This window comes from Acutalibacter sp. LFL-21 (genome assembly GCF_025630755.1).
Lineage (GTDB): Bacteria > Bacillota > Clostridia > Oscillospirales > Acutalibacteraceae > Acutalibacter > Acutalibacter stercoravium.
Genome location: NZ_JAOTNT010000002.1, coordinates 71,403 through 85,862 on the forward strand (window position 1 = coordinate 71,403; position 14,460 = coordinate 85,862).

Here is a 14,460-nt window from a genome sequence, read left to right on the forward strand (position 1 = left end):
ACGCTGGGGCCGTATTCTGTTCGGTTTGTCTGGAGGAAAGGGAGAAACAGCCCTTGATTGAGGAGATGATGAATGTCTTTCCGTTCATTCTGGAAGAGCTGGGTATGATCGCGTTGATGGAAGTGGTTTTTCTGCTGTTGCGGGTGAAAGGCCGGGGCGCAAGTACAAAGAAGAGGAGTGAAACATGAACTTGGAACATATCTGCTATGGCTGCTTTCAGGAAAAGCCGGACGATTCCCCTGTCTGCCCCCACTGCGGGTTTAATGCGGAGGAGGAGCAGCCGTTTTTGGCGCTGCCCATGGGCGCACTGCTGAACGGCCGCTACATGACCGGAAAGGTCCTGGGCGTGGGCGGGTTCGGCATCACCTATCTGGGCTATGACCTGACGCTGGAGATTAAGGTAGCCGTCAAGGAATATATGCCCTCCGGTCTTGCTACCCGGCATTCCGATAAGTACAGCGTGGCACTGACCGGACGGGGCCAGGAGGATTATCAAAACGGCATGGAGCGCTTTTTAGAGGAAGCGCGGATCCTTGCCAAACTGCAGAATACGCCGAACATCGTGTCGGTGCAGAATTATTTTAAGGAAAACAACACGGCCTATTTCGTGATGGAATATATCGACGGCATGAGCCTGAAGGCATACGTTGCATCCCAGGGCGGGAAGATTCCCTATGACCAGGCGCTGACCATCCTGATGCCGGTGATGCAGGCGTTGACGCAGGTTCATGCCCTGAACCTGACCCACCGGGATATCAGCCCGGACAACATCTCCATTACCTCCAAGGGAGAGAGCAAGCTGCTGGATTTCGGCGCGGCCCGGTTTTCTATCGGAGATGAAAAAAGCGTGTCGGTCATCCTGAAACATGGCTACGCGCCGGAGGAGCAGTATTCCAGTAAGGGGAACCAGGGGCCGTGGACGGATGTATACGCCATGGGCGCCACCCTGTACCGCTGCGTGACCGGGGAGCTGCCGCCGGATTCCATCATGCGGGTCCATAACGATACGCTGAAAAAGCCCTCGGAGCTGGGCGTTCCCCTGCCTCCGCAGGTGGAACAGGCGATCATGAAGGCGCTCGCGGTAAAAGCGGAGGATCGTTTCTCCACCATGGAGGCCTTTATTGAAGGGATTACCGGGAAAACCCCGGCGTCTTTCCATCACCGTACCATGGCTGTGCCATCCGGTCAAACGGCTGCAGGTTTCGATGGAAAGCCGGGGCTTTGGACCAGATTCCGGCGGAGCCATATCGGGGTACAGATCACGGCGCTGGTGCTGTGCGTTGCTGTGCTGGGTCTGGGCGTCTGGGGAGCAGTAGCGGGGATCGGTGCGCTGACCGGCGGGAAAGCAGAGCCGGGTTCTTCTGACGGGCCATCTGGCACTCCTTTCGATATAACAGTGCAGGAACCCGAGGGCGTAGACGATGTCGCCTTGCAGGACTACGCTCAGGAGTATCTGAATATCACCATGGGGATCCCCCAGGGGTATGCAGAAACAGAGTCCGGCAGCGGAGCTTTTGCTTCATCGGATGGGAGCGCTACCCTGCAGGTGGGATTTTACGATAAGGCCGCCGGTTTTCCGGTGTATACCCTTTCTGATGTGGAGGAGAACGCGGAGAAATATGTCCAGTATTATATCGGCCTGCTGGAGAGCACCAATATCACAAAGCATGAGATCCTCAGCCGGGGTTACCGGGAGGGCAGTTCTTTGGACACCTACTTGATCCAGTTTTCTGCTACCGAAAGCGGAGGCACAACCATGGAATTTTTGGCGGCGTTCATCGAATGCCAGAATGGGTTTGGCTGCTACAATCTTATCGGCTCCTATCCTCAGGGGGATGAGAAGGCGCAGGCGGAAATCTTTGCAGCAATGGATTCCTTCCGAAGCAACGGTCCGGCGGGCACAATTTACCAGCGATTTTATGATGAAAATCTCCCGTTTCAATTCCTCTATTGGGAGGACGAGAGCGAGATTCAGTTTACTGTGCTCGAAGAAAGCCGGCTAAGGATGGAGAAAAGTACGGCTGCGGTTGGTGTGGAAGTGCAAAGTCAGCAGATAAGCGATACTTTCAATAAGGAAATCTGGATGGATGGTATTGCGGAAGTACTGGTCAAAGAATCTTTTCAACCGCGAAAAGAACGTTGGCAATACAAGAGCGGCGGAATTGACTGGATTGTTGATGAGTACACCTATACTGAAGATGACACCTATCTCAGCGTTTACGGCGGCGAGTACGGCGGCTTGGCGTTTGTGATTCTTATCAGTGCAGCAACAGAAGACGAGCTTTTCGACGGAATGCTGTTGGATGTGACCAATACGATTCGACCTGTGAAATAGATGACAGCCCCGTTTCCGGGGGAAAGGAGAAAAAAGTGCTGAGTCTAAAAAGAAATGTCAACTGTCCCCGCCGCATGGCTGTGTACGCCGTCTTTGACGTGCTGGACCGGATGGGCTGCCAATACGAGCAGGCGCTGGTCGGCGATATCAAGGCGGAGGCGAAGGTGCTGGGGCATACCAGTGAGTACGCCTTTGCCGTGACGGAACAGACCATCAACACATCGATCCTCCATGTTTCCATGCTCCGTCCGGCAAGCGGCCTGAGTGAGGAGGAAAAACAGCTGGCAGTACGTTATCTGGCAGACAGCGTACTGCAGCATATCGATGAGGTACAGGCTTTAGAATGAGGAGGAAGACGAGATGGCAAATGAATCGAGAGTATTCCGGCTGCCTGCCGGCATGAGTACCCAGGTGGTGGCAAACGCGGTGGAGGCGTTCCTTTCATCCGCTAAGGGGATGGAGGTACAGAGTGCCGAAACCACAGAAGGCTATGTGGTGCAGGGCCGTCAGGAAAAAGACGGCTGGAAGACCATTGCCGGCATGAGGATGGCTACGACGGTGCAGATGATCCGGATGGATGACAACTTAAACGTCACCGTGGGTCAGGGCGAATGGTCGGATAAGATCGGCGCCGGCGCGCTGGGATGGTTTATCGCATGGCCGCTGGCGGTGACTGCCGGTGTGGGCGCCTACAAGCAGAAAAAGCTGCCGGAAGAGATTTTCCAGGTGATTGAGCAGTGCATCGTCTCCGGCGGCCGCTCGGTGGTGGTGCGAAACGCCGGAGCGGAACTGAACGCGGGTATGGTGGTTTGCCCCGCCTGCAAAACCCAGTGTGCGGCCGGCGCCAAATTCTGCAACAACTGCGGGGCGAAGCTGGAAAACAAATGCCCCCAGTGCGGGGCGGAGATACCGCCCGGAAGCCGCTTCTGCGGAGCATGCGGAGCACCGCTTTCCTCGCAGGGCGCTCCGGTGCGATAAAGGGAGGAGATTGCGTATGCGCAGGGAAAAAACCGCCGGGGCGGCAAAAAGGCGCATGGCTTTTCAGTATGCTGCTGGCGGTATGCCTGATGATCGCGGCCCTTCCCCTGTCCGTTTCGGCGGCGGGGGAATATGTGCCAGGGAACCCCCGCTGGTCGGGCTACCAAAACCAGGTGCAGTGGGGCCGGCCGGCAGGAGCGGCCTCCGGCGATAGCTTTGAATACGAGGCACAGCTGCTGCTGGGCGACGATGTGGTCGAGTCCAAGGCAGTGGAAATCGACACCTATTTGTTTTTCACAAACGATGTGGTGACGCGGCCGCAGGAGGAGTACACCATACGGGTGCGTGCCAGATGGATCATGATCGTGGGCGACCCGGACGGCCAGTATATGGTGGCGGACGTCGGAGAAGCCGAACCGCCCCATGAGCACAGCTATACCCAAAAGCACGACGCGGCACAGCACTGGCAGGCGTGCTCCTGCGGCGAAAGGCTGAATGTGGCAAACCATATCTACGGCGATTGGAGAGAGACGAAGCCGGCCACCGAAACCGAGGCTGGTTCCAGAGAGCGTGACTGCACGGTCTGCGACTATGTGCAGACCGAAACCATTCCAATGCTTGAACATGAGCACAGCTACGGCGACTGGCAGAAGGATGAAACCCAGCACTGGAAGGAATGCCGCTGCGGCGAGAAAACTGAAGTGGGCAACCATACTTTCGGTGATTGGACGATAACAAAGGAGCCTACCACAACCGAAACAGGTTCCAGAGAACGTACCTGCTCCATCTGCAAATATACGCAGGAAGAGACGATTCCGGTTCATGAACACAGCATCCATGATGAAGCATGGAAATATGACGATACCGAGCACTGGCAGGAATGCTCCTGCGGCGAAAGGTTGAATGTGGCCACCCATACCTACGGCGATTGGAAAGTAACCAAAGAGGCCACCGAGACCGAAGAAGGTTCCAGAGAGCGCGGCTGTGCGGTCTGTGAATATGTGCAGACTGAAGCCATCCCTGCAGCGGGAACCGGCAGCCCCCAGACTGGGGACAGCAGCGATATGGCGCTGTGGATCAGCCTGATGCTGGCCTCCTGCGGCGGCGTGCTGGGAATGCTGTTCTACAGGCGGAAAAAGGCGGTGGCCGGGAAATAAGGCTGAGTAATAAACAAAACCGGCAAAAGCGCCTGCGGGCGGGCTTCGTGCAAAATCCACAGCCCGCCCCGGCGCAGCCGGTATTTTTTCAAGAAGGGATATCCCTTCTATCCTTTGGTGGATAGCGGTACTTGTCCTCTACGGTTTGGAAATTATGCCGATGGATTTTTTTAGCAGCTCAATCACCTCGTCTTTCTCCGCCAGTTTTTTACGCAGCGCCCGCACTTCTGCCTCTAACTCCCGTTCCCGCCGGGCGTTCCGGTTTTGCCGGTCTGCCTGACCCATCTGTACTCCAGCGGCTTTCAGCCAACTGCGCAGCGTGTCAATGCAGATGCCAAGCTCCTGGGCCACCTCTTTGCTGGGCCGTCCCTGCTCTGTCACCATCCGCACTGCCCCTGCCCGGAACGCCTCATCATAGCGCGGCGGCGCTGCTCTCTTTTTGCTGTTTTTGTCGTTTGTTTTCATCTTCTTTGTCTCCCTTCCTTTCCATTATATCTCGTTTCTTTCTGTCCATCAATTCGGGAAGGGGGCCATGGCCTTTTCTGTTGGTAGTTACCAACAGAATTTTAGCCGATTGAGAACGAACACACACCTACACCCCCACCGGGGTACCCAAAGGAGGCAATTCATGCGGCGATTTACATGGAAATTGAAAACAAAGATATATGGCAGCTTCGTATTGACAAAAGCCCCGAAAGGGGAAGCAACGGCTATTCCGGGCGAAACGCCCGAGAACGCATAAATGATGTGAGAAAAGGACAGGAGGAGGACACACAATGAAACCAAAGCGAATCATCAGTTTTCTACTTGCAATCTGCCTTGTTGTAGGACTTATGCCAACGGCGGCATTTGCGGCAGGAACAGACACAGGAAAGGCGATCCAGCTTGTGGACAGCGGAACCGCTGCAAATATCAGCGGCGGACAGGCAGACAACATTTATTTTGGTACATACCAGCAGAGCAGTGACGGAAACAGCGGCTACAACATCGACCCGATCAAGTGGCGGGTGCTGGAAAATGCCAATGGACAGCTGTTCCTGCTTTCCGACCAGAACCTGGATGTATTTCAGTATCACACGGATAGTGAAAGCGTCACATGGGAAAAGAGCACCATGCGCTCCTGGCTCAACGGGTACAGTGCGGAGCAAAATACCGGCGGCAGCAGCGGGATTGATTATACAAGCGATAATTTTATCGGTACCGCTTTTTCGGAGAAAGAGCAGGGGGCGATCGCGGATACAACCGTTGTCAATGACGATAACCCGGACCATAACACAGAGGGCGGCAACAACACCACCGATAAAATCTTTCTTTTGTCGATTGCGGAAGCAAACAACGGCAGCTACTTTGCCAATGACAGCAGCCGTATCGCGACCAATACTGCCTATGTAGCAGGCGGCGGGGAAATCGGTGGCAATATGTTGTACGGTGTCGGCGAAGCCGACTACTGGTGGCTGCGCTCCCCCGGCGACCTTGATCACCGCGCGGCGGGTGTGAGTGTCGACGGCGGCGTGGGTGGATACGGCTATAGTGTGCGCATCGCTTACCTCGCCGTTCGTCCCGCTTTTAATTTAGATCTGACATCTGTCCTCTTCACATCTGCCGCCGCAGGCGGCAAATCCGCAAGCGGCATGGACAGCGGATTAACGGCGGTAGGCGATTATGACGGCAGCGAATGGAAATTGACGCTGCTTGACGAAACCCGCGAGTTTGCCGTGACGGAACAAACCGTCAGCGGGGCCCCCGGCGGTACCATTACGCTGAATTACACCGGGGCGACCACCGGAGAAAATGAATATATCTCCGTTATCATTGCGGACGAAAACGGCGCACAGTATTATGGCAGAGTGGCGCAGCCGGACAGTGCAGACGGACAAGTGAAAATAAAAATTCCGGATTCCCTTGCAGCCGGGGAGTATACCCTTAATGTGTTCAGCGAGCAGTATAACGGCGACTACAAGACCGATTATGCCAGCGCCTTTGCAGAGGTTGCTCTCACCGTTGAGGAAGCTGCTGCACCGGGAATTGACACCGGCAAGGCCATCCAGTTTGTGGACAGCGGAACCGCTGCAAATATCGGCGGCGGACAGGCAGACAATATTTATTTTGGCACCTATCAGCAGAGCAGCGACGGAAGCGGCGGCTATAACACCGACCCGATCAAGTGGCGGGTGCTGGAGAATGCAGACGGGCAGCTGTTCCTGCTTTCCGACCAAAATCTGGACGTATTTCAATATCATACAGATATTGAGAGCGTAACATGGGAAACCAGCACCATGCGCTCCTGGCTCAACGGGTACGACGCGTCGCATAATACCGGCGGCGATAGCGGGATTGATTATACCAGCGATAACTTTATCGGCACCGCCTTTTCTGCCAAAGAGCAGGCGGCCATCGCAGATACAGAGGTTTTCAATGACGATAACCCAACTAATGGCACAGAGGGCGGCAACAACACCACCGATCAAATCTTCCTTTTGTCGATTGCGGAAGCGCAGAACAGCAGCTATTTTGCCGATAACAGCAGCCGTATTGCGACCAATACAGCCTATGTAGCAGGCGGCGGGAAACTCGGTTCAAGCTATATGAACGGTGTCGGCGAAGCCGACTACTGGTGGCTGCGCTCCCCCGGCGACAATGATAACCTCGCGGCGGCTGTGTATGGCGTCGGCGGCGTGTCTAGCTTCGGCGGTATTGTGGACGACGGGTACTACGCCGTTCGTCCCGCTTTTAATTTAGATCTGACATCTGTCCTCTTCACATCTGCCGCCGTAGGCGGCAAATCCGCAACCGGCATGGACAGCGGATTGACGGCGGTAGGCGATTATGACGGCAGCGAATGGAAATTGACGCTGCTTGACGAAACCCGCGAGTTTGCCGTGACGGAAACGGAAGTCAGCGGGATCTCCGGCGGCACCGTTACGCTGAATTACACCGGGACGACCACCGGGACAAATGAATATATCTCCGTTATCATTGCGGATAGCAGCGGCGCACAGTATTATGGCAGAGTGGCGCAGCCGGACAGTGCAGACGGACAAGTGAAAATAAAAATTCCGGATTCCCTTGCAGCCGGGGAGTATACCCTTAATGTGTTCAGCGAGCAGTACAACGGCGATTACATGACCGATTATGCCAGCGCCTTTGCAGAGGTTGCTCTCACCGTTGAGGAAGCTGCTGCACCGGGAATTGACACCGGCAAGGCGATCCAGCTTGTGGACAGCGGAACCGCCGCAAATATCGGCGGCGGGCAGGCAGACAACATTTATTTTGGCACCTATCAGCAGAGCAGCGACGGAAGCGGCGGCTACAACATCGACCCGATCAAGTGGCGGGTGCTGGAAAATGCCAATGGACAGCTGTTCCTGCTTTCCGATCAAAATCTTGATGTGTTTCAGTATCACGTGGACTATGAGAGCGTAACGTGGGCAACCAGCACCATGCGCTCCTGGCTCAACGGGTACAGTGCGGAGCAAAATACCGGCGGCAGCAGCGGGATTGATTATACAAGCGATAATTTTATCGGTACCGCTTTTTCGGAGAAAGAGCAGAAGGCTATCGCGGATACAACCGTTGTCAATGACGATAACCCGGACCATAACACAGAGGGCGGCAATGACACTACCGATCAAATCTTCCTTCTCTCTATAGAAGAAGTACAGAATGCGGACTATGGCTTTACCGATGACAGCAGCCGTATTGCTACCAATACTGCCTATGTAGCAGGCGGCGGGGAAATCGGTGGCAATATGTTGCACGGTGTCGGCGAAGCCGACTACTGGTGGCTGCGCTCCCCCGGCGACCTTAATCACCGCGCGGCGGGTGTGGCGGCGGGTGTGAGTGTCGACGGCGGCGTGGGTGGATACGGCTATAGTGTGCGCATCGCTTACCTCGCCGTTCGTCCCGCTTTTAATTTAGATCTGACATCTGTCCTCTTCACATCTGCCGCCGCAGGCGGCAAATCCGCAAGCGGCATGGACAGCGGATTAACGGCGGTAGACGATTATACCGGCAGCGAATGGAAATTGACGCTGTTAGACAAAAGCCGCGATTTTTCTATTTCCAATGCAGCGATTGAAGGAAGTACCGTAACCTTTTCCTACTCTAATGCGAAAACCGGGGAAAATGAATACATTTCCGCTGTTATCGAGAATAACGGCGAAATTACCCATTACGGGCGCATTTTACAGTTGGACGGTACGACGAATAGCGCAAGCGGAACGGCAAGTCTTACGATCCCTGCGGGTGTAACGCTAAGCGATACGGTAAAGCTGTATGTATTCAACGAGCAGTACAACGGCGGCGAACAAGACGATACCAAACTGACTGATTACGCCAGCGCGTTTGAAACGGTTGCACTTACCGTTTCCAGCGATACCACCGCGCCTACGCTGACACCGGGCAGCGCGACCCGCGACAGCGAAACAGCCGCGACGGTGAAGTTTACCAGCGACGAGGCGGGCGAATATTACTATGCAGTCGTGGAAAGCGGCGATACCGCCCCGACCATAGACACCACCGGGGATGGGACTACCTGTATTAGCGGAACGAATACCATTTCCATCAGCGATCTTACAGATACAGCAGCAAAGGACATTTACATTGTGGCGAAAGACGCGGCGGGGAATGTGAGCCAAAGTCTGAAAATCACCATACCCGCCATTTATACCCTCACCGTCAACTTGAACGGAGGCAGTGGAAACACGACCGGCGGCGTATATCCTGCGGGCGAAGAGGTCAATATCGACGCGGGCAGCCGCAGCAATTACCGCTTTACGGGCTGGACTTCCTCAAACGGTGGCACCTTTGCCGACGCTTCCAGCGCAAACACCACCTTTACCATGCCCGCAGCCGATACGACCATTACGGCAACTTGGAGTTATAACGGCGGTGGCGGCGGTTCCAGCGATGATGACGATGAGCCTGATCAGCTCGCCGACCCTGACGACACCGGCGTCTCCGACCTGCTGAACACCAAGGACCACATCCAGTACCTGTTCGGCTACCCGGACGGCACCTTTGGCCCGGAGAACAACATGACCCGCGCCGAGGTGGCGCAAATGTTCTACAACCTGCTCCTGGACCAGGATGTGGAGATTACCAAGACCTTCGACGATGTTCCCGCCAACGCCTGGTACGCCAAGGCCGTGAATACGTTGGCCAGCTTGGACATCATCTCCGACGTGGACGAGGACGATTGGTTCTACGACGCGGTGGTGAACTCCATCCAGTACGGCTGGATCCACGGCTACGGCGATGGCACGTTCCGTCCGAACAACCCCATCACTCGCGCGGAAGTGACGGCCATTGTGAACAACATGCTGGGCCGCGCCGCTGACGAGGACTTCGTGGACGAGCACGCCGAAGAACTGACCCAGTTCTCTGACATTGAGAAGCATTGGGCCTACTACCACATCGTCGAGGCCACCAACGACCACGACTATACCAAGCCCTCCTCCGGTGAGAACTGGACGAGGCTCAACTGATCTTCTATTTCAAAACGCAAAAATATCCCCAGGGCATTGCCCTGGGGATCAGCCTGTCGAAAAAGTCCAGCGAAAGCTGGGCTTTTTCGCATGTATAAGATAGGTGTAAAATCGTGAAAAATCATCGGGGAGGGAACGCCACGGAATTCCAAAACACTTACACCAAGCGCAGCCCATTGGGCCACTATTTTCTTCTGCCAAATGAGGTCTTCACGCTGGGATTGGCCCCAGGTGAGCTGTCAATCTACGCCTACCTGATGTTCTGCGAGGACCGGGAAACCCACAAGTGCTGGCCCAGCATCGGGAAGATATGCCAGCACACCGGGATGAGTGCCAACACGGTTGCGAAATACATTCGCCAGCTAGAGGAGAAGCAACTCATCAACGTGGAACCCACCAAGGTGTGCACCAAGTCCGGCGAGGTGCGGAATGGAACCCTACAGTTCACTATCCGCCCCATCCAAGAAGCTGTCAACTACTACCTGGAGCGCCAGCTGGCGGGGCTGCCGCAAAAGAAGCGTACCAGGAAAAGACGGTGAAAACCAAACTCGCCCCTGTATGCCCCTGTGTGCGGTTTTGAGGGCCAGGTAGGGAAACGACACCAGGGAAGCAGCAAACCCGCCCTGTTGGAGCCGTGTGAGCCGGTTGTGGCCAGCGGTTGCCAAAGGCAACTGCCAAGGAGAACCCGAAACCCTAAAGATGAGCAAAATCCCGCCCCTCCCCCTTTAGGGGGAGGGGTGAGCTCGTTCTGGAGAGAAAACCCAAACTCGCCCCTGTGTGGCCCTGTGTGCGATTTTGGAGGCCAGGTAAGGAAACGACACCAGCAAGACGGGTTACCGGCCCCGTTGGAGTTGTGTGAGCCAGTTGTGAGCGAATCGGGGAGCAGCGGCCAACCCTAGGTGAGAGAAAGCTGGTTTCGTCTCCACTCAGAAAGAGGTGGCTGAGGGAAACTGGGGATAGGCAGAAAAAGAAAAAGCTGACCCAGGCGGGCCTGCAAAGGCAGCGCAGTGAGGCACGGGATGGCCCCGATGAAAAGCGGAATTTTACTCCACTCAAAGGCTGGATTGGAGAAGGCTGAGGCAGCCTGTATTGCCGAAACATTAAGCAGTGGAGATAGGGTGTGAAAAAAGAGCAGGTTAAAGGGTGTGGGTCGGTGAACCGCCCCACACCCGGCTCACAGCGCCCGGCAGAGCCGGTCACTTCGGGCTTTTCGCAAGGGGTCAAAATCTCAAAAATTGGGGGTCAGATTTCGGGCCTTGGGATCAAATTGGGGGTCACGGCAGGGGTCGGGAATATGGATAAAGCCCAGTGCAGAGCGATTCCACTATGGGTTACGGCGGGGGTCACGATAGGGGTTGCGGCAAATTTCGGGTGATTTTTCGCAAGTCGAGTGGCGGGCAGCTTTCCGGCCCCAATAGCGGTGCATGAGAGCGAAAATTATTTCCTTTTTTTCTGATCATAACCAGCCGGGGCCACCTCAAAATTTGCGCCGCATAAACAAAGAGTAGGGCCGAAGAAATTTACCAGCCTGGCGGTAGAGGTAAAACCACCAAAAGGTGGGACAATTTTTCTCCGCCCGGTTTGAAAACTAGGGGTGGACATAGGCAGGCGTTATACGGTAGTGTTGGTGGTTGAACAAAACACCCGGAAGGAGGAACCACCAACCATGCCAAAGAAACGACTTACCACCAACGGCAATGTTTTTCGCCGCACAGACGGCCGCTGGCAAAGCGTGATCTGGTATTTTGACGAACAAGGAATCAAGCGCCGCAAAGTGTTCTTCAGCAAAACCAAGACAGAGGCCCAGCAGAAAATCACAACTTACATCGCTCAATTCAACGAGGAAATCCGTAACTCGGATGAGTCGCAGAAAGCCATAAAGGACAGCCTGACCCACTGGCTCCAAATTTTCAAGTTCCCCTCGGTGGAAAGGACAACATACGACCGGCTGGAATGTACAGCCCAACACCAAGTGTTCCCGCTGATTGGGGAGAAAATCGTGGGGGACATCACTGCTGCCGACCTGAAATCCGTGCTCAACCATTGGATGGAGCAGGGCTACGCCTACACCACCGTGAAGAAGGTACACATCCTGCTGAATGAATTTTTCCGCTACTTAACGGAGGAAAATTTCATCCAGAAGAACCCCATGCAATCCGTGCCGATGATGAAGCGGGCCAACTTCCTGGCCGCTCAGGACAAGGAATGTGTCTCGGAGCAGGAGCAGGTAACCGTGTTCACTCCCACGGAAATCGCCAAGTTTAAGCGGGAAGCCTTTTCTACATTTTCCAACGGCAAGCGCAAATATCAGCAGGCATCAGCCTACATCCTCATGCTCAACACAGGACTAAGGACAGGCGAATTACTGGGCCTCCTTAACAGCGACATCGACTTGCAAAAAAGAGTTTTATGCCTGGAGCGTGGCGTAAAAGAGGTGTGGCGGCGGGACGGCCTGCAAGCCGAGCCGGGCCGTGACGTGAAAGTTGGCAAGCTGAAATCAGCCACCAGCAAGCGAACTGTGCCTCTCAACGACACGGCAATCGCCATGATCGAGGACTTGAGAAAGGAAGCCTACTTCGGCGAGGACACACCGCTGGTGCCGGATGAGCATGGGGATTTCACTAGGCCGGTAAACTTCCGCAAGCGTTACTACCGCATTTTAGCGGCGGCGGGCATTGAGAAGAAAGGCCTGCACAGTTTGCGCCACACGTTCGCATCCAACTTGGTGAATGGCATTAAGCAAGAGGACGGCACCATAAAATCCCTGACGCCAAGGCAAGTAGCTGACTTGTTAGGCCACTCCACCTCACAGATTACGGAGCTGTACTATGTCAAGAAAGACACGTCCCGACTGAGCGGTATTACGAATGACTTCAACCTGTGAAGTGTAACCTTTTGGACCATATGAAATACCAGAGAAGAGTAGCTGGATTATAAATTTCCTATTGACTATTGACCTTCACGGAACGTCATAGAGTAAAATGAGGACGTCGAAAGGAGATGGCAGCTGTGAGAACGGTAAAAGAAATTTCTGATTTGACGGGCATCAGTGTCCGTGCACTGCACTACTATGATGAAATTGGGCTTCTCAAGCCAACGGCTAAAAGCTCAGCAGGATATCGGCTATATGATGACAAATCGCTGGAAATCTTGCAGCAGATCCTGTTTTTTCGTGAACTGGATTTTCCACTCAAAGAAATCAAAGATATGCTCGGGAAATCATCTCTTGAAACTGACCGGGTCTTGCAGATGCAGAGAGCCTTGTTAATTGCAAAGAAAGAGCGACTCGAGCGGTTGATTGCGCACATCGACAGAATATTAACTGGGGGTCAAACAATGAATTTTGAAGCGTTCAGTAAAGCAGAGTTAAAGAAACTTTATCAGACCATGATAGAAAACATGACTGCTGAACAAAAGGCGGAGTTTCTTGAGAGATACGGTAACGTGGAAACGGGGAGAGAAAAGTTTTTGGAAAAGGCTGAAACCGAAGCCGCACAGCAGAATTTTCAAAAAGTTGTGGAATGGTATGGGGGTGAAGAAAAGGCAATGAATGCCAGCAAAAACGCTAAGGGTGCAGAAAGTATTCAGGATTACCAAAAACAACTCGATGAAATAATGCGGAAACTAGCCGAGAAAAAAGAGGAGTCTGTAGATTCTCCTGAAGTAACTGTATTGATGGAAGAATATGATTCTGTGGTCAAGGAGATGTTCCAAATGGATGATGCCAGCAGAATAATGTTAGATATGGCCGCATCCTATCGTTCAAACCCGGAAATACAGGCGGTACAGGATGAGATGTATGGAGAAGGCGTAACGGTGTTCTTGGCAAAGGTCATGGAAGCCTTTTATCGGAACAGATGATCTAGTGCGATTTGTTAAGTGGCAGAGTGCACAAAAACGAAGCCGCAAATTTTGTGGGTCAAAAGAGGACAAAAATGGAGAAACGCACCCGGAAATGCCCGAAAAAGGCGAAACCGGGTGCGTTTTGGGTGCTGGAGGGGATGAGAACGGTTGCAGGCAGGTGCAAACGGATGCAAAAAAGCTATAACATTTAGCGTGGACTCAGTCTCGCCTGCCGGCTCGGTCGGGCCTGGACGGTCGCCACAGGCGACCAGCGCCCCACGACACGCACCGCAGGCGGGCCCGCGGGCGCACCTTGTTGCCAAATCCTACCGCACACTAACGAAAAAGTCAGGTACCGCACAAGCGATACCTGACTTTTTTGGCAGGGGCAGAAGGACTTGAACCCTCGGCACGCGGTTTTGGAGTGGATGTGGAAACACAACAGCGAGAACAGGAAAGAGGCAGTGTTGACGGGTTCTCACGAAGAAGCCACAAAAGAGTGGTGCTGGTTTGGTGCTGCGAGGGATTTTCAAGGTCAGAGTGCTCCCAAAAGACGGGGTAAGAATCATAAAAGCACATTTCAATTAATGCCCGATTTAAGAAGATGGGAGAAAAGAAAGCCGGTACGCTTCCAATGCGCACCAGCTCTTTTCAAATATCC

At 54.1% G+C, this 14,460-nt stretch carries 11 protein-coding genes; 9 read left to right on the forward strand and 2 right to left on the reverse strand.

Annotated features, from left to right (window positions below):
- Nucleotides 1-53 precede the first annotated feature (53 nt).
- The 5 genes from ODJ80_RS02635 to ODJ80_RS02655 all read left to right on the forward strand — a co-directional run bounded on the left by ODJ80_RS02635 (nt 54) and on the right by ODJ80_RS02655 (nt 4,470).
- Complete coding sequence (locus ODJ80_RS02635) at nt 54-188, forward strand: hypothetical protein (RefSeq protein WP_263040800.1); 135 nt, start codon at nt 54-56, stop codon at nt 186-188.
- The gene (locus ODJ80_RS02640; protein ID WP_263040801.1) at nt 185-2,335 is read left to right on the forward strand and encodes a serine/threonine protein kinase; all 2,151 of its coding nucleotides are present in this window, start codon (nt 185-187) and stop codon (nt 2,333-2,335) included. The genes ODJ80_RS02635 and ODJ80_RS02640 overlap by 4 nt, the downstream gene beginning before the upstream one ends.
- Before the next feature lie 35 nt (nt 2,336-2,370).
- Nucleotides 2,371-2,682, forward strand: coding sequence for a hypothetical protein (locus tag ODJ80_RS02645; protein WP_087161955.1), 312 nt, complete (start codon nt 2,371-2,373; stop codon nt 2,680-2,682).
- A gap of 13 nt (nt 2,683-2,695) precedes the next feature.
- Nucleotides 2,696-3,313 carry a zinc ribbon domain-containing protein gene (locus ODJ80_RS02650; RefSeq protein ID WP_087242500.1) on the forward strand — a complete coding sequence of 206 codons (618 nt, stop codon included), beginning with the start codon at nt 2,696-2,698 and terminating at the stop codon, nt 3,311-3,313.
- A gap of 68 nt (nt 3,314-3,381) precedes the next feature.
- On the forward strand, nt 3,382-4,470 hold the full coding sequence (locus ODJ80_RS02655; protein WP_263040802.1) for a hypothetical protein: 1,089 nt from the start codon (nt 3,382-3,384) through the stop codon (nt 4,468-4,470).
- Here ODJ80_RS02655 and ODJ80_RS02660 read toward each other — a convergent pair.
- Both ODJ80_RS02660 and ODJ80_RS02665 read right to left on the reverse strand, forming a co-directional pair.
- Complete coding sequence (locus tag ODJ80_RS02660; protein ID WP_263040803.1) at nt 4,437-4,562, reverse strand: hypothetical protein; 126 nt, start codon at nt 4,560-4,562, stop codon at nt 4,437-4,439. The genes ODJ80_RS02655 and ODJ80_RS02660 overlap by 34 nt on opposite strands.
- A 46-nt stretch (nt 4,563-4,608) precedes the next feature.
- A complete protein-coding gene (locus ODJ80_RS02665) occupies nt 4,609-4,935 on the reverse strand; it encodes a transposase (RefSeq protein ID WP_263040804.1) in 327 nt (108 codons plus the stop codon).
- Nucleotides 4,936-5,246: 311 nt separating this feature from the next.
- Here ODJ80_RS02665 and ODJ80_RS02670 point away from each other — a divergent pair, with 311 nt between their 5' ends.
- The 4 genes from ODJ80_RS02670 to ODJ80_RS02685 all read left to right on the forward strand — a co-directional run bounded on the left by ODJ80_RS02670 (nt 5,247) and on the right by ODJ80_RS02685 (nt 13,817).
- On the forward strand, nt 5,247-9,956 hold the full coding sequence (locus tag ODJ80_RS02670) for a DUF6273 domain-containing protein (protein ID WP_263040805.1): 4,710 nt from the start codon (nt 5,247-5,249) through the stop codon (nt 9,954-9,956).
- 113 nt (nt 9,957-10,069) lie between these two features.
- Nucleotides 10,070-10,495 (forward strand): helix-turn-helix domain-containing protein, encoded by a 426-nt coding sequence (locus ODJ80_RS02675; protein ID WP_263040806.1) that lies wholly within the window; start codon nt 10,070-10,072, stop codon nt 10,493-10,495.
- 1,127 nt (nt 10,496-11,622) lie between these two features.
- Nucleotides 11,623-12,840: a tyrosine-type recombinase/integrase gene (locus tag ODJ80_RS02680; protein WP_263040807.1), complete on the forward strand. Its 1,218-nt coding sequence runs from the start codon at nt 11,623-11,625 to the stop codon at nt 12,838-12,840.
- Nucleotides 12,841-12,956: 116 nt separating this feature from the next.
- Nucleotides 12,957-13,817 (forward strand): MerR family transcriptional regulator, encoded by an 861-nt coding sequence (locus ODJ80_RS02685; protein WP_317619855.1) that lies wholly within the window; start codon nt 12,957-12,959, stop codon nt 13,815-13,817.
- Nucleotides 13,818-14,460: the final 643 nt, after the last annotated feature.

Coding starts and splice junctions, on each gene's coding strand:
- ODJ80_RS02640 (WP_263040801.1), top strand. CDS start 185: ATGAACTTGGAACATATCTGCTATGGCTGCTTTCAGGAAAAGCCGGAC.
- ODJ80_RS02650 (WP_087242500.1), top strand. CDS start 2,696: ATGGCAAATGAATCGAGAGTATTCCGGCTGCCTGCCGGCATGAGTACC.
- ODJ80_RS02655 (WP_263040802.1), top strand. CDS start 3,382: ATGCTGCTGGCGGTATGCCTGATGATCGCGGCCCTTCCCCTGTCCGTT.
- ODJ80_RS02665 (WP_263040804.1), bottom strand. CDS start 4,935: ATGAAAACAAACGACAAAAACAGCAAAAAGAGAGCAGCGCCGCCGCGC.
- ODJ80_RS02670 (WP_263040805.1), top strand. CDS start 5,247: ATGAAACCAAAGCGAATCATCAGTTTTCTACTTGCAATCTGCCTTGTT.
- ODJ80_RS02680 (WP_263040807.1), top strand. CDS start 11,623: ATGCCAAAGAAACGACTTACCACCAACGGCAATGTTTTTCGCCGCACA.
- ODJ80_RS02685 (WP_317619855.1), top strand. CDS start 12,957: ATGGCAGCTGTGAGAACGGTAAAAGAAATTTCTGATTTGACGGGCATC.